This window comes from Limosilactobacillus gastricus DSM 16045 (assembly GCF_001434365.1).
GTDB lineage: Bacteria > Bacillota > Bacilli > Lactobacillales > Lactobacillaceae > Limosilactobacillus > Limosilactobacillus gastricus.
The window spans coordinates 80,571-102,239 of record NZ_AZFN01000002.1; the positions used below are offsets into that span (position 1 = coordinate 80,571).

A 21,669-nucleotide genomic window follows, 5' to 3' on the forward strand; every position below is an offset into this window, starting at 1 on the left:
GTAGTATAATGGACTGAATAATTTTAGGCTGAACATTACGATGTTTCGGCCTTTTTGATTGCAAAGGAAAATAATATGGATAAACAAATTATGGCAGGGGTGCACTTACATGTCATTCCGACCCACCAATTCCAAACCACAAAAATTATGATGACTTTTACCAGCCGTCAAACAGCAACCAATGCGGCCGTAAGAAATCTGTTGACGAATATCCTCTCGACTAGTTCGGCTAAGTACCCAACCCAAACCGCCTTAGCAAGGCAACTATCTAATTTATATGGTGCGGTGATTGGGGCCTATGTTTCGCGCTTGTCTTATGCTCACGTGATGCGTTTTAAAATTAGTGTGATTAACGAACGGTATACTGACCAACCGCTTTTACCGCAAGGTTTTGACCTCTTAAAAGAATTAATTTTTAATCCTTTAATAAATGCGGATGGCTTTGATGCCTTGACCTTCAAGTTACAACAGGAAAATTTGATTAATACCTTAAAATCATGGGATGATGATAAACAATTTTATGCTCTCCGCCAGGTGGAAGAGTTAGTTTTTCAGGATGATCCAGTATTAGCGGTTCCAAGTACGGGGACGGTGGATCAAGTTGCCAAGCTTACCAATCTTGATTTGATGCAGGCGTATCAAGATATGATTGCTAAGGATCGAATTGATATTTATGTCGTTGGTGATGTTGATGCAGCTGAAGTAGAACGGTTAGTATCTCAGTTGCCGCTAAAAGAGCGTCAGTTCAATCAATTTGCGGTTTTAACGAGACCTAATTGGCAAGGTGACGTGCTTGAGAAAGTTGAGCACCAACCGATTGAACAAGCTAAATTAGACCGGGTATATTTATGCCCAGTTAATTATCGGGAACCACTTTATCGGGCGGCAATGGTGATGAATGGACTTCTCGGGGGAACCCCCTATTCATTCTTATTTACTAACGTTCGCGAGCAAGCCTCGATGGCTTATTATGCAAGTAGCTCGCTCCGGCACTTTAACGGTCATTTGGTCATGCAAACCGGGATTCAACCGGACAATGTGGCAGCTGTGCAAACGTTGCTTGATCAACAAGTCGCACTCTTGCAGGTAGGAGATTTTAGTTTAGAGCGGTTGCAAATGGTTAAAGATGCATTGATCAATCAATATGAAACCAGTCAAGATTACCAAAATTCGCTCTTGGAACGTCAACTAACTGCCACGCTAACAGGAATTGCCACAGCTAATGATTTTGCAAAAGAGATTCAAGCGGTGACTAAAGACCAGGTAGTTGAAGTCGCCCAAGGCTTATCTAAGTGTGTCGAGTATGTATTAACAGGAGAGGATTAAATGGGAGTGAAGATGGCAGATCCGGTTGTGCGAAAAGTTTTAGCTAATGGTTTAACAGTGCAGTTGTTACCTATAGCGAATTTTCATAAAACCTATGCGATTTTAACAACTAACTTTGGCTCAGTAGATCGTAAATATAAATTATCCCCCAATGATGAATGGCAAACCATTCCCGATGGGATTGCTCATTTTTTAGAACATAAACTGTTTGAAAAAGAAAATTATGATGCCTTTGATCTTTTTGGCGAACATGAGGCGGATGCCAATGCCTTTACTGGTTTTACCCAGACCAGTTATTTGTTTTCTACTACCAGTCAATTAAAGGAAAATTTGGAAGTTCTGTTAGATTTTGTACAAGCGCCATATTTCTCAGCGGCTTCGGTTGCCAAGGAACAAGGGATTATCGGCGAAGAAATTAAGATGTATGCGGATAATCCGGGAAATCGTTTGTATATGGGAATGATGGAGAATTTATATCCGCATGATCCGATGCATATTGATATTGCAGGAACCGTCGAATCAATTGCCCAAATTACGCCAGAAACGCTTTATGCAGTTTATCAGGCTTTTTATCAACCATCGAATATGACCTTGAGTGTTGTGGGGGCTTTGGATGTGGAAGAAACATTTAGCTGGATTAAAAATAATCAGGCTGCCAAAGAATTCATCTCAGCACCCAAGCCCATTCGTTATCCTATTATTAGTGATCCATCAGGAGCAGATGTTATCAAATCGCGGACGATTTCAATGGCCGTTGAACGTCCGAAAGTTATGGTCGGTCTACGTGGTTTATCTAGTTGGTCTAAAGGGCGAGATCGTTTGAAAGCTAAATCAGCCATTGAATTAGGGTTGGAAATGTTGTTTGATGATACGACAGATAATTATTTACAACTTTATAATCGAGGGATTTTAGATGACTCTTTTAGTTTTTCTTTTGAGATTGAACGAGGCTTTCATTTTGCCTCCTTTGCGACCGAAACGGACCAGGTCCAGGCCTTTATTGACGAAATGAAAAAGGTTTTGGAAAATGCCGAACAACTACTGGTGGCAGGCCAAGACCAATTTGAAGCTACTAAACGAGCCTCATTAGGTCGTTTGATTTTCAATTTAGATTCTCCAGAAGCCATTGCCAATCGGTTTGAAGGGGCTTTGTTCGATCAAGCAACGATTTATGACGAGATTGCGGTCTTAGAAGAAATCACTTTTGAAGATGTTTTATCGGCTACTTTGAACTTTATTAAACCAATGTGTTTGACGGCAATGGTGATTAATCCTTTGCATAATGATTAATCGCAGATGAAATGAATTATGCTATACTAGCAATGAAATAAACGATTACGAGGAAGAGATCATGGCGGCGGAGACAATTGGTCATGAATTACAAGCGGCCCGTTTAGACCTGGGCATGACCATCGATGATTTACAACAACAAACCCGAATTCAACGTCGTTATCTATTAGCGATTGAAGATGGTAGATTTGAGGTTCTACCAGGCCCCTTTTATATTCAAGCTTTTATTAAGCAATATGCAGATGCGGTGGGCTTAAATGGGAATATTTTATTACGACAACATCAAGATGAGATTCCTAAAAATCAAGTGGTGGTCAATCGGAAGGTTCGACGCCCACTGCATCAACAATCCTTGATTCAACAGGTTTCACCTTTATCACGGGTGGAACAAGAAGATGATATTTTAAGTAATGTTACTGATCGTCGAACTCGCCGGTTTTTACAAATTTTTCCGGTAGCGGCTTTGTTTGGGATGGTTATGATCATTCTACTGAGCATTGTTATTGCCATGTTTTTTTACTAATTTAAAGGAGTTTTAACGTGAATTTACCGAATAAGTTAACGGTCTTACGACTAATTTTAATCCCCTTTTTCTTATTATTGATGGTTTTACCGCTTAATTGGGGAACCGTTAGTTGGTGGGGGTCCTCAATTCCAGTAGCCGAACTAATTGCAGCCATCATCTTTATTGGAGCCTCTATTACCGATAATTTGGATGGTCAAATTGCGCGGCGGCAACATTTAGTGACGAACTTCGGGAAATTTGCCGATCCGCTAGCTGATAAGTTATTGGTAATGACCGCCTTCGTCTTGTTGGTTGAACAACATGTACTACCTGGCTGGGCCGTGAGCATCATTGTTTGGCGAGAACTTGCCATTACAGGTTTACGACTTTTAGTGGTGGAACAAAATGGACAGGTAATGGCTGCCCAAATGCCGGGAAAGATTAAGACAACGACGCAATTAATAGCGATCATCTTTTTGCTTTTGCATAATGTTGGTTTTGCTTTGATTAACGTCCCATTTGGTCAAATCATGTTCTATATTTGCCTAGTCTTTACTGTTTATTCTGGGATTGATTATATTTATCAAGCTCGTTCAGTGTTTGCAGATGGTTTTAAATAAGCTAATGGGGAGAGCTAGGGTACCTTTTAGGTGACCCTGGGCTCTCTTTTGTTATATACTGGGCAAAGAAAACAAAATTTGATGGATAAAACCATTGAAATTATCGTATATGTTGATAAGGGGACAAGTTTATGGAAATGCTTAATCAACAATTAGTAAACGTGGCACAAGAAGTGGTAGCAGCTCTCAAAGATCGTCAATGGAAGATTACTGCGGCCGAAAGTCTGACGGCTGGAATGTTTCAAAGTACCATCGCGAGCGTGGCTGGTGCCTCGGCAATCTTTGATGGCGGTTTTGTCACCTATGCAGCCAGCGCCAAGGCCAATTTATTAAAGATCGATCCGCAATTAATTCAGCAACATGGGGTAGTTTCATCACTTGTTGCAGGGGCAATGGCTCAGAATGCAAGTCAAATTATGAAGACTCAAATTGGGGTCGGCTTAAGTGGCGTGGCCGGACCAGATTCTCTGGAGGGTCATTCAGCCGGCACGGTTTGGTTAGGGATCGCAATAAATGGACAAGTAAAAACCAAATGCTTACACCTTGATGCTAGTCAAGGGAGACAAGCTGTCCGGCAACAGAGCGTCTTGGAAGCCTTACAAATGGTATTAACTGAACTTGCAAAATAATTCGAACTTTTGTTCGATAAAATGCTTGTGTTTTACAAAGAACCTGTTATCATAATTAATATGAATTGCGACAAAGGAGGACAGCAATTTGGCTGATCAACGTGAAGCGGCATTAGAAAATGCCTTGCGTAAAATTGAAAAGAATTTTGGGAAGGGCTCCATCATGCGGATGGGTGATGCAGCTGATACCAAAATTGCGACTGTTTCTAGTGGTTCATTGGCAATTGATGAGGCGCTGGGAGTCGGGGGTTACCCGCGGGGACGGATTATTGAAATGTACGGTCCAGAAAGTTCTGGGAAGACGACGGTTGCCTTGCACGCTGTTGCCGAAGTTCAACGGCGAGGCGGGACGGCTGCTTATATCGATGCCGAAAATGCCTTGGATCCTCAATATGCTTCAGCATTAGGGGTTAATATTGGCGATCTATTATTATCTCAACCTGATACTGGGGAACAAGGCTTGGAAATTGCGGATGCCTTAATTGCTAGTGGGGCGGTAGACATCGTGGTTGTTGATTCGGTAGCGGCTCTTGTGCCACGGGCTGAAATTGAGGGTGAAATGGGTGATACCCATGTTGGTCTGCAAGCTCGGTTAATGTCCCAAGCCTTACGGAAGTTATCTGGGGAGATCAATAAAACGAAGACCATTGCGATCTTCATTAACCAAATTCGAGAAAAGGTTGGGGTGATGTTTGGTAACCCTGAGACGACCCCTGGTGGACGAGCATTGAAGTTCTATTCAACCATTCGACTTGAAATTCGGCGGGGCGAACAATTAAAGAATGGAACTGAAGTAATCGGTAATCGCGCTAAAATCAAAGTTGTTAAGAACAAGGTTGCGCCACCATTTAAACGGGCCGAAGTCGATATTATGTATGGAGAAGGAATTTCCAAGACTGGTGAATTGCTTGATATGGCCGTTGAAAAAGATCTGGTTAATAAGAGCGGGGCTTGGTACTCCTATAAGAACGATCGGATTGGTCAAGGTCGTGAAAATGCTAAGGTTTGGTTAGCAGAACATCCTGAAGCCATGAATGAATTGATGAATGAAGTTCGAGTGGCTTATGGGATGGAAGCGGACGAAACCGTTGCAACTCCAGAAACCGGCGAAGTAAAGCAAGAAACTTTAGAAGAAGCTTCTTCAGAAGATTAATAGTTAAGAATGATTCATCGTGGAATTCCATGATGGATTATTTTTACCTTTATGAGTAATTGACAGAGCTATTTCACCAGTCTAAAATTAATTAGTATGCAATTTTGTATACATAAATAAATTTTTAGAGGTGAAAGTATGACAGGAATTGTCATCTTGATCGCCCTGATTGCTATTGTTGCCGGTGGTGGAATCGGCTATTTGATCCGTAAATCAATGTTTGAAAAACGGATTATGCGTGCTCATGTGAGCGCTGAAGGAATTATTACTGCTGCTAAAAAGGAAGCCGAAACTGCAAAAAAAGAGGCGATCCTGGAAGCAAAAGAAGAGAGTCATCGTTATCGTGAAGGTGTTGAACAAGAGTTAAAGGGACGCCGTCAAGATATGCAAAAGCAAGAAGAACGGCTTTTGCAACGAGAAAATTCTCTTGATCGAAAAGATAATGCTTTAGAAAACCGTGAAAACGCAGTTAGCAAACGAGAACAAAAACTTGATCGCCGAACTGAAAAAGTGGAACGCGACGAGCAACAGGTAGCAAAGCTAGTTGATCAGCAGGCCCAAGAGTTGCAGCGAATTGCTGGTTTGACCAATGAAGAGGCCAAGAAACAATTATTTGATCAATTGAACCATCAATTAGCGGGTGAACGAGAGAAGTTAATACGCGAGAGTGAAACGGAAGCACAATATACGGCTGATAAGAAAGCTAAAGGATTAATCGTAGAAGCCATCCAACGCAGTGCGGCTGATATGGTTTCCGAAGCGACGGTGACAGTTGTTAACCTTCCTAACGATGATATGAAGGGACGAATCATTGGTCGCGAAGGTCGGAATATTCGAACGATTGAAACCTTAACTGGAATTGATCTGATTATTGATGATACGCCGGAGGCAGTTATCCTAAGTGGATTTGATCCGGTTCGCCGGGAGATCGCTAAAATCGCTTTGGAACGCTTAATTAAGGATGGCCGAATTCATCCTGCGCGAATTGAAGAAGCGGTTGATAAGGCGCGGGAAGAAATGGACGCGCATCTGCGCGAAGTAGGAGAACAGACGGTTTTCGATTTAGGAATTCACGGTTTGCATCCTGATCTTATTAAGACGATTGGTCGGATGAAATATCGGACTAGCTATGGGCAAAATGTCTTACAGCACTCCATTGAAGTTGCCAAATTAATGGGAATTTTAGCGGCTGAATTGGGAGAAGATGTAGCCTTGGCTAAACGGGCTGGCTTATTGCATGATATTGGGAAGGCGATTGATCATGAGGTTGAAGGTTCACATGTTGAACTTGGGGTTGAATTAACCCAAAAGTACCAAGAAAATCCGGTGGTGATTAATGCCATTGCTTCTCATCACGGCGATGTACCGGCGGAATCAGTAATTGCTGTCTTAGTACAAGCTACCGACGCGATTTCTGGAGCACGCCCAGGTGCGCGGAGTGAATCCTTAGAGCAATATATTCAACGACTAACAAAGTTGGAAGCTCTGGCTAATGAGCATGAAGGAGTTAAGAATTCATACGCAATACAAGCTGGTCGTGAAATTCGGGTTATGGTTCAGCCAAACAAAGTTTCGGATAAACAATCAGCGGCCTTGGCCTTTGATTTAAAGAACGAAATTGAGCAACAACTTGAATATCCAGGCCATATTAAAGTGACGGTAATTCGAGAAACCCGATCAATTGAATATGCCAAATAATTTTCCAAGAAGGGGTGCGAGAAACCATTGGTTTAGCGACACTCCTTTTTGTTTTTATCAATAAAATCGATTAAAATAGTAATAGTATTGACAGAATTTAAGGGGGATCAAAAATGGCCAAGGCAACGCCCATGATGGAACAGTATCAAAAGATTAAAGACCAATATCCAGATGCCTTTTTGTTTTATCGGCTCGGGGATTTTTATGAACTTTTTAATGAAGATGCAATCAAAGGTTCCCAAATCCTGGAACTGACTCTGACATCACGAAGTAAAAACGCTGATAACCCGATTCCAATGTGTGGAGTTCCTCACCGAGCCGTTGATAGTTACATTGATATCTTAATTGATAAGGGATATAAGGTCGCTATCTGTGAACAAATGGAAGATCCCAAGTTAACTAAAGGGATGGTGAAACGGGAAGTGACCCGTTTAGTCACTCCGGGGACTCAGATGGACTTGGGGGGAGAACAATCTCGTCAAAACAACTATCTAACGGCCCTAATCGAGCGAAATGGACATTTTGATTTGGCTTATACCGACCTATCGACGGGAGAATTAAAAACCACCAGTGTTGATCGTTGGTCGATGGCTTTAAATGAATTAGTAAACTTACAAACTCGTGAAGTAGTAGTGAATGAACTAACTGAAGAATATCGGCAACAGCTGCTGCGTCAAAATATTCTTTTATCACAACAAAAACAAATGGCTGATCAAGCTGAAGTGACCTATTTAACTCAAGATGTCGCGACATCAGAACAAAAACAAGTAGTGACCTTACTGGTGTCATACTTATTAACGACGCAAAAACGTTCGCTTGATCATATGCAACGTGCGGTTTCTTACCAGCTTGATGCTTACATGAAAATCGATCATCATTCCAAGGCTAATTTGGAGTTGATGACCAATATGCGAAGTGGCAAGCGTCAAGGGACCTTAGCTTGGCTGATGGATGAGACGAAAACTGCGATGGGAAGTCGACTCCTAAAACAGTGGTTAGAGCGACCGTTAATTGATGAACAAGCTATTATCGAACGTCAGGATAAAGTTCAGGTTTTCTTAGATCATTACTTTGAACGACAAAATTTACAAACCGAGTTAACCAAGGTTTATGATTTAGAACGACTAGCGGGTCGAGTAGCCTATGGAAGTGTGAATGGTCGTGATTTGATTCAGTTAAAGGCGTCGTTGCAACAAGTTCCGAAAATTCGTTATATATTGGAGGAAATGGATTCACCGATTTTTGATCAGTTTGTTGATCGGCTAGATCCTTTAACTGATATCGCCGATGCAATTGAACGAGCAATTAAGGATGAACCACCAATTTCAGTAACGGATGGAGATTTAATTAAAGATGGCTATCATCGGCAGTTAGATGATTATCGTGACGCCATGCAGAATGGTAAGCAATGGATCGCGGATTTGCAGGCAAAGGAACGAAATCTAACCGGAATTAATAACCTTAAAATAGGTTATAATCATGTTTTTGGTTATTACATTGAAGTTACTAAAGCCAATTTGGATAAGTTACCAGAAGGTCGGTATGAGCGGAAACAGACTTTAACAAACGCTGAACGATTCTCGACACCAGAATTAAAAGAACGAGAGGCCTTAATTTTGGAAGCCCAAGAGAAATCGACGGCTCTTGAATATGAATTGTTTGTCGCCTTGCGAGATCAAGTCAAAGCTGAAATTCCGCGTTTACAGGAATTAGCGAAGAATTTATCAGAGATTGATGTTTTACAGAGCTTTGCTGTGGTCAGTGAGAATTATCATTTTGTTCGACCAACTTTAAATCATGATCATGATTTGGAGATTATTGCGGGGCGACATCCTGTTGTCGAGAAATTTCTCGGTCATCAGGCTTATGTCCCCAATGACGTTTTGATGGACCCTGAAACGGCCATTCTGTTGATTACGGGGCCTAACATGTCAGGAAAAAGTACTTATATGCGCCAATTAGCCTTAATCGCCGTGATGACTCAAGTAGGTTGTTTTGTGCCGGCCGAATCAGCTCGGATGCCAATCTTTGATCAGATTTTTACCCGAATTGGCGCAGCTGATGATCTGGTATCTGGGGAAAGTACCTTTATGGTCGAAATGATGGAAGCTAACCGGGCCTTATCAAATGCTACGTCCAATAGTTTAATATTATTTGATGAAATCGGGCGCGGGACGGCTACCTATGATGGGATGGCTCTTGCCCAATCAATTATTGAGTATGTGCATGCTCATATTGGAGCTAAAACCCTCTTTTCTACCCACTATCATGAGCTTACGAGTTTGGATCACGAACTAACGCACTTAAAAAATGTCCATGTGGGCGCAACGGAAGAAAATGGGGAACTTGTTTTCTTACATAAAGTCACGGATGGTCCAGCAGACAAATCTTATGGGATTCATGTGGCCAAGTTAGCGGGCATGCCAGGTGATTTATTGCATCGAGCTAACGAAATTTTGAGTCGTTTGGAAGGCCAAGCCCCCGAGGAAGCTATTCCATTATCCGAAGTAGAATCAACATCGAATGTAACAAAAGTTAAAGAAGCAACGGGGCAATTAGCTTTATTTGATGAACCAGAAAGTAAACCTGTTGCTGATCAACACGAAAAATTGTATCAACAGATAAAGTCACTGAATTTGATGGGGATGACGCCAATGGAAGTTATGAATCAAGTTTATCAGTGGCAGCAGAAGTTAAAGTAGGCATTAAAGATGGGTAAAATACATGAATTAGATCGCGTCTTAGCCGACCAAATTGCGGCAGGCGAGGTGATTGAACGACCGGCTTCGATCGTGAAAGAATTAGTTGAAAATTCAATTGATGCCCATAGTAGTCGGGTTGATATTCTAGTTGAAGAATCCGGTTTAAAAGAAATCCGCATTATTGATAATGGTGACGGAATTGCGGCTGACGATTTAGCAATCGCTTTTCGGCGGCATGCTACTAGTAAGATTCAACATCAACAAGACTTGTTCCGGGTTCAGACCATGGGTTTTCGGGGAGAAGCTCTACCAAGTATTGCTTCTGTTGCGGATGTGACCATGATTACTTCCACCGGGCAAGAAGCTGGTAATTTGATTCACCTTAAAGGTGGCGAGCTTATTAAACAACAAGCCGCTTCGGCACGGCCAGGAACTGATATTACCGTCAAAGACCTGTTTTATAACACCCCGGCGCGTTTAAAATATTTAAAATCCCCGCGAACGGAGTTAAGTCGGATTGTCGATTTAGTGAACCGACTAGCTTTAGCTGAGCCAAGTATTGCTTTTAGTCTTACTCATAATGGCCGCGAACTTTTTCGCTCTGCTGGTAACGGCAATCTACAACAGGTGATTGCGGCGATTTATGGGAATTCAGTTGGCGAAAAGATGCTCCCAGTGGAAGCTGAAGATCCTGATTTTAAAATTAGTGGTTATCTGTCTTTACCAGAAATGACCCGGTCAAGCCGCCAATATATGACGGTGACAATTAACCATCGCTATATTTATAACTTTCAACTGACCAAAGCAATTATTGCTGGTTATGGTTCGAAATTAATGGTTGGGCGCTATCCAATTGTGGTATTGGATGTTGAATTGGATCCGTTGTTAGTCGATGTGAATGTTCATCCCGCCAAGCGTGAAGTACGGTTGAGTAAAGAAAGCCAGTTAGCGAATCTAATTTCTTCCGGTGTCGAAGAGACAATTTCACAAGTGAATTTAATTCCTGACGTTGGCCAACGGGCAGAGGAATTAGTTGAGGACCACCCGTCAGTTACGGCAGTTCATGAAGCGACAACTTCACTGTTAGAGCCAATCACCCCTAATCCACCGATTATTATTAATGCGCGGGCGGATCTGGCAAGTCCGGCCTTACATGACTTTGATCAACGCTATCAAACCAACCCAGTGAAAGAACCGCCTTCTGGAAACAAAGCAAGCCTTGAACAAACTGAAGAGCTTGAATTAGCAATTGAAGATCATGAAAAAGTTTCCACGGATCGCTTCCCTAATTTGACATATTTAGGCCAATTGCACGGGACCTATTTATTGGCTCAAGCTGCGGATGGTTTATATATTATTGATCAGCATGCGGCTCAGGAACGGATTAATTACGAACACTATCGACAGGCTATCGGCGAAGTTAGTGATGATCAACAAACCTTTTTGGAACCATTGATTTTAAATTATTCTTTGGCGGATGCTCTAAAGATTCAAGATCACCTAACAACCCTAAAATCGGTTGGTCTATACTTAGAAGCTTTTGGTCAGAATAGTTTTATGTTGAGCAGCCACCCGACTTGGTTTGTAGCAGGCCAAGAAGAAGCTACCGCTCGGGAAATGATTGATTGGGTGATTGAAACTGGTCACTTAACGGTCGCTGAATTTCGCGAAAAGACAGCAATTATGATGAGCTGTAAACGAGCGATTAAGGCCAATCATTATCTCGATGATCAACAAGCCCAGGCCTTACTAGCACGTTTACCGGAATGTGAAAATCCCTTTAATTGTCCGCATGGACGCCCAGTAACCGTTCATTTTTCACCGAGTGATTTGGAAAAATTATTTAAACGGATTCAGGATTCTCATCAACCCTTTGCGGATGAATTTGACGATCATGTTTAAAAATAAAGGAGTATAGCTTTGTATAATTACTTAAATGGTTTAATTACTGAAGTTACCCCCGACTATATCGTGGTTGATATTCAAGGTGTCGGCTATCAAGTCCAAGTGGCGAATCCCTACGCCTATCAAACAGGACTTAAAGATCACGTTAAAGTGTATATTTATCAGGCAGTTCGGGAGGACAGTATCACTTTATTTGGTTTTCAAACTAGTGCTGACAAAAATTTGTTTTTACAATTGATTTCTGTTTCTGGAATTGGACCGAAGAGTGCTTTAGCGATTCTGGCAACACCGGATCATCAAGCCTTGATTGAAGCTATTCAACAAGGCGATGACAAATATTTGGCAAAATTTCCTGGGATTGGCAAGAAAACGGCCGGCCGAATCATTGTGGAATTGCGGGATCGGCTCACCATTGCTGATCAACCGACGAATTCAATAGCTGCTATGCCGATAAGTGATGATCCTGCCTTAACAGATGCCATGGCGGCTTTAATTGCTTTAGGATACACGGAAAAACAGGTAGCTAAAGTTGAAAAGACCCTTCAAAAAGAAGCTGCTGGTTCAACTAATGACTACATTAGTCGAGGACTGAAATTACTAAATTAAGGGGGAGTTAGATGGAAATGGACGAGAACTTGCGCGATTTGACTTCTAATAAGGTTAATGATGAGCAAGAAGCAGCGGTTGAATTAAGCTTACGACCACAACTTTTAGCAGAATATATTGGTCAAGCTGCCTTAAAAGAAAAATTAACGGTCTATATTCAAGCGGCTAAAGCTCGTGAAGAAGCTTTGGACCACGTATTATTGTATGGACCCCCGGGACTAGGGAAAACGACGCTCGCTATGGTGATTGCCAATGAAATGGCGGTGCAAATTCGGACTACTAGTGGTCCGGCGATCGAAAAGCCCGGTGATTTAGTGGCCTTATTGAATGAATTGCAACCAGGCGACGTTTTATTCATTGATGAAATTCATCGATTACCAAAAGTAGTTGAAGAAATGCTCTATTCAGCCATGGAAGACTACTATATTGATATTGTCGTTGGTGAAGGTCCAACAGCTCATCCTGTCCATTTTCCTTTGCCACCCTTTACTCTAATTGGGGCCACCACGCGAGCGGGAGCTTTATCAGCCCCCCTACGCGACCGCTTTGGTATTGTTGAACGGATGAATTATTACCAAGCAGCGGAATTAGCACAAATCATCGAACGTTCAGCGACGATTTTTGAAACGGCCATTGATGAAACTGGGGCCTATGAACTGGCCTTGCGCTCTCGAGGAACTCCACGGATTGCTAATCGACTTTTAAAACGGGTTCGTGATTTTTCAGAAGTGGCGGGTCAAGCAAGAATTGATCTTAACACGGTTAAAAAGTCATTGGATCTCCTAAAAGTCGATAATTTGGGACTTGATGAAGTTGATCGTAAACTTTTAACCACTATGATTAATTATTATCATGGTGGGCCGGTCGGCTTAAAAACAATTGCTGCTAATATTGGTGAAGAAACAACCACCATTGAAGAAATGTATGAGCCGTATTTATTACAAATTGGACTATTAAGTCGCACGCCACGTGGTCGTCAAGTCACCATGGCGGCATATGATCATTTGAAGATCCCATATTCAGGAGCGTCGTCATGACCCAATCACAACTAGTACCAATGCTTAATCAGGGAACCATTTCTCCGTTAACTGCGATGGAATGGCAACAATTAGGAATCAAAACCTTAGCTATAGCCGCTGTTGACAATATAAGGACTGAGAACCACACTAAGCTAGCAACCATTGGTGGTTGGGCAAAATTTTATCAGTGGCCAGGCCAAGTGATCGCGTGGGGTGGGATTCAGGCTCCGTTTAAAAAGATTAATAAGAACACGATAAAAAGCGGAGCCACCTATTGGCGGCAACAACAAGCCAAGAAATTAACTTTAAGTGATTATGAAAGTTGGTCGGCAGGCGTGCAGGCAGATATCGTGCTGCCTTTAGCGCAAGCCGCCCCTTACTATGGACCCGTTGATGATATTGATCGGGCCGTCGAGGTTAATCTTGCTTGGCAAAATCAACATCTCTGGGGAGTGGTTCAAGGCGCGGGCTTGAAACGATCTCGTCAGCATTCAATTCAAGGTTTGCTCGATCAGGGAGTACAAAATTTTGTTTTAGGTGGTAATAACCAACACCTACCATTTGATGAATGGCAACGAATTAATGAAGCTATTTTGGCAATGCTACCTGATGGAAGGCAAACGATGATAATGGTTAGTTCGCTTGCCGAGTTACAGCAAGCAATATCTTGGGAAATAGACTATGTTTTGACCGATTTACCACGGTATTGGAATCGGCATCGAAAGATATTCTGGTCAGGGCAGCTTGTTGATTTATCAGAGGTAAATGATGCTAGTATTCGGTTAATGCAAGAAGAAACGGTCTTAGGAGAGCGGCTCTTAATGTCCTATAATTGGCAACAGTTAAATAATTTACTTAAAAATAATGATTAAACTAGCTTTTTAAGTCTTATTTCGGTATATTAGAAATATTAAAGCTAATGATAATTTAAGAAGGGTGGAAGAAATAGTGTCAAGTATGTCAGGAATTATCTTAATTATCTTTATGATCGCATTTATGTACTTCTTTATGATGCGGCCACAACAAAAGCAACGAAAAGAACACCAAGAAATGGTGAATAGCTTGCAACCAGGTGATGAAGTAGTGACGATTGGTCGGCTTCATGGGGTTGTTAGCGAGGTTAATGCTAGTAACCAAACCGTTACTATTGACTGTGAAGGGATTTACCTTACTTTTGATTTAAATGCCATTGCCCGGGTTAACCGGCCAACGGCTGCTCCTGCTTCTAACGAAAATTCACAAAGCGAAAGTACAAGTGAATCAACTAGTGAAACTGCTTCTGAAACAAGTGAAGAAGTAACTAGCGAAAGTGAATCAGAAACCAAGGCTGAATAAGACGAGTTTGAGAGACTGGGAAGATTTCTTCGCCAGCCTCTTTTTCTTTCAAGACATTAACTAGTCAGCTAACTTTGTTGATCAGTAAAAAATCCTGATATACTATAATTAATAATTTACAAGGAGTGGCTTATGGATAACTTAACGGCAATATTGACAGCGATTAAGAAGTACAATCGGATCATCATTCATCGTCACCAACGTCCTGATCCGGATGCAATTGGTTCCCAAACGGGACTAGCTGAAATTTTACGATCTTCATTTCCCCACAAAGAAATCTATATGGTTGGTAAAGATATTCCTAGTTTTGATTGGATTGGATCGATGGACGAAATCGACGGGGATGAATATCATAACGCCTTGGTGATTGTGATTGATACCGCCAATACTCCACGGATTGATGATCGTCGGTACAACAATGGGGACTTTTTAATTAAGATTGATCACCACCCCAATGATGAACCGTATGGAGACTTGATGTGGGTACAACCAGACGCATCATCTTGTTCGGAATTAGTTTATGACTTTTATAACCAATTCACAGACCAACTAACCCTTCCTAAGTCGGCAGCGCATTCTCTTTATGCAGGAATTATAGGTGATACGGGCCGGTTCTTGTATCCAGCAACAACGTCACATACCTTAGCGGTGGCAGGGGCTTTGATGGAACATGGTGCACAAGCCGCCAAAATTAGTCAACGTGAAAATGAAATCACTTTTGAAATGGCCCGATTGTCTGCTTATGTTTATAATCATTTGTCCATTAATGCCCATGGGGTGGGACAAGTGAAATTATCAAGTGAAGTGCTAAAAGATTATGGTTTAACGGAGGCCACTACCTCGGCGGTGGTCCCATTACCCGGCCAAATTCATACGGTTTTAGCTTGGGCGATTTTCGTGCAACAAGAAGATGGTGAGTATCGAGTACGCTTACGTTCCAAAGGACCAGCCATTAATGAGGTGGCAAAGCAACACCGCGGTGGTGGTCACCCACTCGCCAGTGGAGCTAAAGCGGCTGATGACGCTGAATGTGAGCGAATCATCGCAGATTTAGATCAAGTCTGTCGACAATACTTAGAGAAAGAGAAATAATATGGCAGGAAATTTTAAAGATTATCACTTTCCGGAATTTGTGAATCAGGCGATTCAAGATCTTAAATTTAAAACGCCTACACCAGTGCAGCAAAAAGTGATTCCACAAATATTAAAGGGCAAGAGTGTAGTTGGTCAGTCACAAACCGGTAGTGGGAAAACCCATGCCTTTTTGTTGCCAATCATGGCTCAATTAAAGGTCGATGTTCAACAGGTTCAAGTCGTGATTACGACACCAAGTCGGGAGTTAGCTTACCAAATTTATCAAGCCGCTAAGCAGATTAATCAGTTCAGTTCGCAGGCTTTTAGCATTCATAATTATGTCGGTGGAACAGATAAGGAACATCAGATTGATCAGTTAGGGCGTAACCAACCGCAAATGGTGATTGGGACGCCGGGGCGAATTCTAGATCTAGTTAAATCTCAGGCCTTGGATATTCATTTAGCCAAACAATTTGTGATTGATGAGGCCGACATGACCTTGGACATGGGTTTTTTAAATCAAGTTGATCAAATTGCAGCTTATTTTCCAGAAAACCTCCAGATGATGGTCTTTTCTGCGACAATTCCGCAAGGATTACGCCCATTCTTAAAGAAATACATGGGTAATCCCGAAATTGAAGAAATTCCGACCGAAACAGTCATCAATCCCAATGTTGAAAACTGGTTGATGTCAACGAAAGGTCGCGATAAAAACGACCTATTGTATCAATTATTAACCATGGGTGACCCATACTTGGCATTGGTGTTTGCGAATACCCGAGAACGAGCCGAAGAAATTAATCGTTACCTAACTGATCAAGGCTTAAAAGTAGCTTTGATTCATGGGGGACTGGAACCACGAATGCGCAAGCGGGTGATGCGGCAAATCCATAACCTGGATTACCAATATGTTGTGGCTACTGATTTAGCAGCTCGTGGAATTGATATTGAAGGAGTATCCCTAGTCATCAATGATGATATTCCGAGTGATTTGGAATATTTTGTTCATCGTGTAGGTCGGACAGGGCGTGCCAAGATGCAAGGGACAGCCATTACTTTGTATGCGCCAGCCGAAGATGACTTAATTAGTAAATTAGAAGAACGCGGAATTAAATTCATTCCCAAAGTCATTAAAGATGGGCAGATCATCACTACTTATGACCGGAACCGCCGGCGAGACTTCCGGCATAAGCAAAAGGAATTAGATCCAACGATTAAGGGGTACGTTAAGAAACAAAAACGGAAGGTTAAACCAGGTTACAAACGGAAGATCAAACGGCGAATCAAACAAGATGAACTACAAAAACGGCGATTAGAACAACGGCATGAGTTCCTTAAGGGAAAACGCCAACGCCAACGCCAACATCGGGCTGAACGACAAAATCAACGGAATGGTCGTTGATTTTATAGTTGGCGCTCGTTATAATGATACTGTTTAAGACATGATCCTTAACTGGAAGCTACAGAAACGTTTTGGCTGCTGGAAAAAACGGCAAAGGTTAAGGATTGCTCCTTAAATTATTAAATGAATATCAAAGTTCCGGTTAGGAACATTAAGAGGTAAACGAAATTCCATCGTTGCAAGCAGAGTGGTACCGCGTCGTAGGGCGTCTCTGATCGCAATGATGGTTTTTTGTTAGAAGGAGATTTTATGAAAGAGCTAAAAAAATTAAATAGTGCCCAAATTCGGCGCATGTATTTGGACTTCTTTAAAGCCAAAGGGCATACAGAAATGCCGAGCCAATCTTTAGTGCCAGTTGATGATCCAACCTTATTATGGATTAACTCTGGGGTTGCCACGATGAAAAAATATTTTGATGGCGAGGTGGTGCCAGATAATCCACGGATGACCAGTTCACAAAAGAGTATTCGGACGAATGATATTGAGAATGTTGGTAAGACGGCTCGGCATCACACTATGTTTGAAATGTTAGGTAATTTTTCAGTTGGTGATTATTTTAAAGAAAAGGCCATTCCATGGGCTTGGGAATTGTTAACTAGTGATGAGTGGTATGGCCTTGATCCGGAAAAGCTTTATATTACTTATTACCCAAAGGATGATGTGGCTAAAGAAGTCTGGCTAAAGACAGGGGTGGCTCCAGATCATCTGCTGCCCAATCAAGATAACTTCTGGGATATTGGGCAAGGTCCTTCTGGCCCTGATACGGAAATCTTCTATGATCGTGGGCAAAAAATGAACAACCTCCCAGAAGATGATCCCGAAAGTTACCCAGGTGGGGAAAACGAACGGTATTTGGAAATTTGGAACATTGTGTTTTCTCAATTTAACCACACCCCCGAAGATACCTATGAACCATTGCCTAATAAGAACATTGATACGGGAATGGGCTTAGAACGGGTTGTTTCAATTTTTGAAAATGCTCCCACAAACTTTGAAACTGATTTGTTCTTGCCAATCATTAAACAAACCGAAACCTTTAGTGGTGAAAAGCAATACGGCCAAGATAAGACGGATGATATTCAGTTTAAGATTATTGCTGACCATATCCGGGCCATTACTTTTGCGATCAATGATGGTGCCTTACCTTCGAATGTTGGTCGTGGGTACGTGATTCGGCGGTTAATTCGGCGGGCGGTCGTTGCGGGGAAGAAGCTTAATATTGATGAACCATTCTTAGCACAATTGGTGCCAACGGTTGGCGAAATCATGAAAGATTACTATCCCGATGTCCTTAAAAATGCTGAATATGTAGCATCAGTGGTTAAATCAGAAGAAGATCGCTTTAGTTCTACTTTAAATGGTGGTTTGAACCTATTAAACGACGTGATTGCCAAGGCCAAAGCTGATCAAACGAATTCAATTGATGGGAAAACGGCCTTTAAGTTATATGATACTTATGGTTTCCCGTTTGAATTGACCCGGGAGTATGCCGAAGATGAAGGTCTCGTTGTCGATGAAGATGGCTTTAAGGCTGCTATGACGGAACAACAAAACCGGGCGCGGAATGCCCGTGATGTCGATAATGGGATGGGAGTACAAAACGATTTATGGACTGACTTTAAAGAAGCCAGCCAGTATGTTGGTTACACTGATCTGGTCGTGAAGGATGCGAAAGTTTTAGCCATGGCTTTTGAAGGTCAACGGGTAGATACAGCCCAAGCAGGTCAAACGGTTGAAGTTATTTTTGACCAAACTCCATTTTATGCTGAAATGGGTGGTCAAGTTGCTGATACCGGAGATGTGATCGACAATTATGGTCAGACTGTTGGTCGCGTGGTGGATGTCCAACATGCACCTAATCAGCAAAATTTACACCGAATTGAATTAACGGCCAATCTAAAGGTTGGGACTCGTTACCAATTGGTTGTTGATCAAAAACGCCACCAAAAGATTGAAAAGAACCATACCGCAACACACTTGTTAGATCAGGCCTTACGGAATGTTTTAGGTGGTCATACTCAACAAGCAGGTTCTTTGGTTGAACAACACTATCTACGCTTTGATTTTAATCATTTTGGGCAGGTGACGGCTGATGACTTACAAAAAGTTGAAGATTTGGTCAATGAACAAATCTGGCGAGAGATCCCAGTTACCACTGTGGAAACTGATTTAGAATCAGCTAAGGAGATGGGAGCGATTGCCCTCTTTAGCGATAAGTATGGCGATCGAGTACGTGTGGTTAAGATTGGGGATTTCAACACCGAATTCTGCGGTGGGGATCACGTTAATAATACGAATGAATTAGGCCTTTTTAAGATTGTTTCTGAAGCCGGAGTAGGTGCCGGGGTACGACGAATCGAAGCAGTTACGGCTAGTGATGCCTTCCAATTTATGCAAGAACGGGTTACCTTACTCAATTCGGTTGCTGACCAGTTGAAAGTTGCGCAATTAAAGGAGCTGCCACATCGAATTGAAGATTTGCAAAATGAATTAAAGCAAGTTCAACATGCAAATGAACAATTAGAAGCTAAATTAGCATCGCAACAAGCAGGAGCGGCCTTTGATCAAGTGAAAACAACGAACCAAGGGACCTTGATTGCAGCTGAACTAAAAGTGGCTGGAATGGACCAGCTTCGGCAATTAGCTGATCAATGGCGGCAAAAACAGCAGTCAGATTTCTTAGTTTTGGCGACTGCAGTTGATGATAAAGTTAATTTACTAGTAGCGGTTAGTGATGAAAAAAGTCACCAAGTGAAAGCGGGGGATTTAATTAAAGCAATTGCTCCAGCGATTAAGGGTGGCGGAGGTGGACGCCCTACTTTAGCTCAAGCCGGTGGAAAGAATCCAGCAGGAATTAGTAAAGCCTTACAAGAGGCTGCTGATTACTTGAATCATTAAAATAAGGCCAAGGAGAAACTAATTAACGTTTCTCCTTGGCCTATTTTTAGGAGTTGATGGTAACGTAGAGGGCATTAATATATTTATGCTTGCTAGTTTCATACCAATTAACCCCATTGGTATCAGTCAATTGGCGTAAAAGGGTGATCTCCGTTCCATGAGCAAGTTGATAGAGTTCTTTACCGTAAACATAGTCATAGCAAGGAACTTGTTGATTAGGAATGAAATCCACGTGGGCAGAAGCTCGATTTAAAGACAGGATTTGCATTTGATCATCAAAATCAGTTTCGGTAGTTGGTTCTACATGATCAGTATATGGATTATCGTCCAAGAGTTGCATTGATTCCGGATCGAATTCAAGCCATCGTTCCGCTGTTACTTGATACCAATGATGACGATCAGTGGTAATAACTTTGCGAAAGCACTCAAAAATGATGTCATTTGGTAGTTGATTATCTATTGGAAGCCCTTGTGGTCGATCATAAAGTTGGATAGGTTTTGATGCAATCAGATATTTAGAGGCGACTTCATTAGATTGCCAATTAGCGTTTCGATAGTACAGATAAATTTGGCGTGCCTGATCATCGAATTGCCCCTCGAGATTATCGCTAGCCGATATAAATTGATGACGAGGAAAGCGGGGAATCTCAATATGATAGGATTCACCATAGTAGCCTTGCAAAAGTTTCGGCGGTTGGATGTTGTAGGCTTCATCTTGATTACGGTAATAAACCCAAATTGGATTTCCGGTTCTTAATTTATCAGTCATATATTTCCTCCCAAGTAAGCTACCAATAATTATAGCGGTTTTTGTAGTCTAAAGGAATATGGGATATAATTAATTCGTTATATAATTTCAATCTAGGATTGATGATTACAAGGAGTTAGCAATGAGACAACGAGAGCAAATTCGCCGATTGACAGTTCGCACCCTGTTAATCGTTTTAGTGGTGTTACAGGACCTCATCCCGATGTTTGGGAACATCCCATTGGGACCATTATCGATTACGACTTTACCGGTGACCGTCGCCGTGGTCGCCGTCGTTTTAGGACCTAAGGAAGGAACGATAGTGGGTTTCGTGTGGGGGTTATTAACTTGGGTGCGAGCCTTTGTTTACCCCAGCAGTGCACTAGCACCGTTGATTTTTACCAACCCTTTGATTTCGGTTGTACCACGGATGCTGATTGGTCTCTTTGCCGGCTATACTTTTAAATGGCTGGTTAAAGTAGCTCCCAAAGCCTTGAGTGCTGGAATCGCTGGCTTGATTGCTGCGGTTACTAATACCGTTTTGGTATTAGGGGGGATATACCTATTCGCTAACACCCCAGCCGTAGCCGCTGGTTACCATGTTGGTAGCGGACATTTAGCGCAAGCTCTGATGGTGATTGTGACTACCAATGGGGTGACGGAAGCAATTACAACCGCTATTTTAACCCCCTTAATTGCGTTGCCAGTGATGGTAGCTGTTAAAAGAAATAGATAAGCTAAAACAGCGCGGCAGGTAAA

General features: G+C 42.0%; 18 protein-coding genes. 17 read left to right on the forward strand and 1 reads right to left on the reverse strand.

Annotation, left to right across the window (positions count from 1 at the left end; all coding sequences use genetic code 11):
• Positions 1–75: 75 nt before the first annotated feature.
• The 16 genes from yfmF (at position 76) to alaS (ending at position 20,162) form a co-directional block, all read left to right on the forward strand.
• Complete coding sequence (yfmF, locus tag FC60_RS01055) at positions 76–1,326, forward strand: EF-P 5-aminopentanol modification-associated protein YfmF (protein ID WP_056936665.1); 1,251 nt, start codon at positions 76–78, stop codon at positions 1,324–1,326.
• The gene (gene yfmH / locus FC60_RS01060; RefSeq protein WP_056936666.1) at positions 1,327–2,616 is read left to right on the forward strand and encodes an EF-P 5-aminopentanol modification-associated protein YfmH; all 1,290 of its coding nucleotides are present in this window, start codon (positions 1,327–1,329) and stop codon (positions 2,614–2,616) included.
• Between the two features lie 61 nt (positions 2,617–2,677).
• Positions 2,678–3,139, forward strand: coding sequence for a helix-turn-helix domain-containing protein (locus tag FC60_RS01065; RefSeq protein ID WP_056936667.1), 462 nt, complete (start codon positions 2,678–2,680; stop codon positions 3,137–3,139).
• Between the two features lie 17 nt (positions 3,140–3,156).
• Positions 3,157–3,741: a CDP-diacylglycerol--glycerol-3-phosphate 3-phosphatidyltransferase gene (gene pgsA / locus FC60_RS01070; protein ID WP_056936668.1), complete on the forward strand. Its 585-nt coding sequence runs from the start codon at positions 3,157–3,159 to the stop codon at positions 3,739–3,741.
• A 131-nt stretch (positions 3,742–3,872) separates the two neighbouring features.
• Positions 3,873–4,370 (forward strand): CinA family protein, encoded by a 498-nt coding sequence (locus FC60_RS01075; protein ID WP_056936669.1) that lies wholly within the window; start codon positions 3,873–3,875, stop codon positions 4,368–4,370.
• 88 nt (positions 4,371–4,458) lie between these two features.
• Positions 4,459–5,523 (forward strand): recombinase RecA, encoded by a 1,065-nt coding sequence (gene recA / locus FC60_RS01080; protein WP_007122834.1) that lies wholly within the window; start codon positions 4,459–4,461, stop codon positions 5,521–5,523.
• A gap of 138 nt (positions 5,524–5,661) precedes the next feature.
• Entirely contained in the window at positions 5,662–7,221 is a 1,560-nt protein-coding gene (gene rny / locus FC60_RS01085) for a ribonuclease Y (protein WP_056936670.1), read from the forward strand.
• A gap of 113 nt (positions 7,222–7,334) precedes the next feature.
• Positions 7,335–9,923, forward strand: coding sequence for a DNA mismatch repair protein MutS (mutS, locus tag FC60_RS01090; RefSeq protein ID WP_056936671.1), 2,589 nt, complete (start codon positions 7,335–7,337; stop codon positions 9,921–9,923).
• A gap of 9 nt (positions 9,924–9,932) precedes the next feature.
• A complete protein-coding gene (gene mutL, locus FC60_RS01095; protein ID WP_056936672.1) occupies positions 9,933–11,825 on the forward strand; it encodes a DNA mismatch repair endonuclease MutL in 1,893 nt (630 codons plus the stop codon).
• Between the two features lie 18 nt (positions 11,826–11,843).
• Positions 11,844–12,434 carry a Holliday junction branch migration protein RuvA gene (gene ruvA / locus FC60_RS01100; protein ID WP_056936673.1) on the forward strand — a complete coding sequence of 197 codons (591 nt, stop codon included), beginning with the start codon at positions 11,844–11,846 and terminating at the stop codon, positions 12,432–12,434.
• 17 nt (positions 12,435–12,451) lie between these two features.
• Positions 12,452–13,471 carry a Holliday junction branch migration DNA helicase RuvB gene (ruvB, locus tag FC60_RS01105; protein WP_056936689.1) on the forward strand — a complete coding sequence of 340 codons (1,020 nt, stop codon included), beginning with the start codon at positions 12,452–12,454 and terminating at the stop codon, positions 13,469–13,471.
• Positions 13,468–14,325 carry a tRNA guanosine transglycosylase family protein gene (locus FC60_RS01110; protein ID WP_056936674.1) on the forward strand — a complete coding sequence of 286 codons (858 nt, stop codon included), beginning with the start codon at positions 13,468–13,470 and terminating at the stop codon, positions 14,323–14,325. Before ruvB ends, FC60_RS01110 begins: the two co-directional genes overlap by 4 nt.
• Positions 14,326–14,410: 85 nt before the next feature.
• Positions 14,411–14,788 (forward strand): preprotein translocase subunit YajC, encoded by a 378-nt coding sequence (gene yajC / locus FC60_RS01115; protein WP_056936675.1) that lies wholly within the window; start codon positions 14,411–14,413, stop codon positions 14,786–14,788.
• A gap of 132 nt (positions 14,789–14,920) precedes the next feature.
• Entirely contained in the window at positions 14,921–15,880 is a 960-nt protein-coding gene (locus tag FC60_RS01120) for a DHH family phosphoesterase (protein ID WP_056936676.1), read from the forward strand.
• A 1-nt stretch (position 15,881) separates the two neighbouring features.
• Positions 15,882–17,264 (forward strand): DEAD/DEAH box helicase, encoded by a 1,383-nt coding sequence (locus tag FC60_RS01125; protein WP_056936677.1) that lies wholly within the window; start codon positions 15,882–15,884, stop codon positions 17,262–17,264.
• A 249-nt stretch (positions 17,265–17,513) separates the two neighbouring features.
• A complete protein-coding gene (gene alaS / locus FC60_RS01130; protein ID WP_056936678.1) occupies positions 17,514–20,162 on the forward strand; it encodes an alanine--tRNA ligase in 2,649 nt (882 codons plus the stop codon).
• Between the two features lie 46 nt (positions 20,163–20,208).
• Here the strand turns inward: alaS and FC60_RS01135 are convergent, their stop codons facing one another.
• Positions 20,209–20,931, reverse strand: coding sequence for a MucBP domain-containing protein (locus tag FC60_RS01135; RefSeq protein ID WP_056936679.1), 723 nt, complete (start codon positions 20,929–20,931; stop codon positions 20,209–20,211).
• A 121-nt stretch (positions 20,932–21,052) separates the two neighbouring features.
• On the opposite strand from FC60_RS01135, the gene FC60_RS01140 reads away from it, so the two are divergent.
• Positions 21,053–21,646, forward strand: coding sequence for an ECF transporter S component (locus FC60_RS01140; RefSeq protein ID WP_056936680.1), 594 nt, complete (start codon positions 21,053–21,055; stop codon positions 21,644–21,646).
• Positions 21,647–21,669 lie beyond the last annotated feature (23 nt).

What these genes read in the sequence shown, in the direction of transcription:
- yajC (WP_056936675.1), top strand. Translation starts at nt 14,411, where the DNA reads ATGTCAGGAATTATCTTAATTATCTTTATGATCGCATTTATGTACTTC.
- mutS (WP_056936671.1), top strand. Translation starts at nt 7,335, where the DNA reads ATGGCCAAGGCAACGCCCATGATGGAACAGTATCAAAAGATTAAAGAC.
- yfmF (WP_056936665.1), top strand. Translation starts at nt 76, where the DNA reads ATGGATAAACAAATTATGGCAGGGGTGCACTTACATGTCATTCCGACC.
- FC60_RS01120 (WP_056936676.1), top strand. Translation starts at nt 14,921, where the DNA reads ATGGATAACTTAACGGCAATATTGACAGCGATTAAGAAGTACAATCGG.
- yfmH (WP_056936666.1), top strand. Translation starts at nt 1,327, where the DNA reads ATGGGAGTGAAGATGGCAGATCCGGTTGTGCGAAAAGTTTTAGCTAAT.
- ruvB (WP_056936689.1), top strand. Translation starts at nt 12,452, where the DNA reads ATGGACGAGAACTTGCGCGATTTGACTTCTAATAAGGTTAATGATGAG.
- FC60_RS01065 (WP_056936667.1), top strand. Translation starts at nt 2,678, where the DNA reads ATGGCGGCGGAGACAATTGGTCATGAATTACAAGCGGCCCGTTTAGAC.
- rny (WP_056936670.1), top strand. Translation starts at nt 5,662, where the DNA reads ATGACAGGAATTGTCATCTTGATCGCCCTGATTGCTATTGTTGCCGGT.
- FC60_RS01135 (WP_056936679.1), bottom strand. Translation starts at nt 20,931, where the DNA reads ATGACTGATAAATTAAGAACCGGAAATCCAATTTGGGTTTATTACCGT.
- FC60_RS01140 (WP_056936680.1), top strand. Translation starts at nt 21,053, where the DNA reads ATGAGACAACGAGAGCAAATTCGCCGATTGACAGTTCGCACCCTGTTA.
- FC60_RS01125 (WP_056936677.1), top strand. Translation starts at nt 15,882, where the DNA reads ATGGCAGGAAATTTTAAAGATTATCACTTTCCGGAATTTGTGAATCAG.
- mutL (WP_056936672.1), top strand. Translation starts at nt 9,933, where the DNA reads ATGGGTAAAATACATGAATTAGATCGCGTCTTAGCCGACCAAATTGCG.
- FC60_RS01075 (WP_056936669.1), top strand. Translation starts at nt 3,873, where the DNA reads ATGGAAATGCTTAATCAACAATTAGTAAACGTGGCACAAGAAGTGGTA.
- FC60_RS01110 (WP_056936674.1), top strand. Translation starts at nt 13,468, where the DNA reads ATGACCCAATCACAACTAGTACCAATGCTTAATCAGGGAACCATTTCT.
- alaS (WP_056936678.1), top strand. Translation starts at nt 17,514, where the DNA reads ATGAAAGAGCTAAAAAAATTAAATAGTGCCCAAATTCGGCGCATGTAT.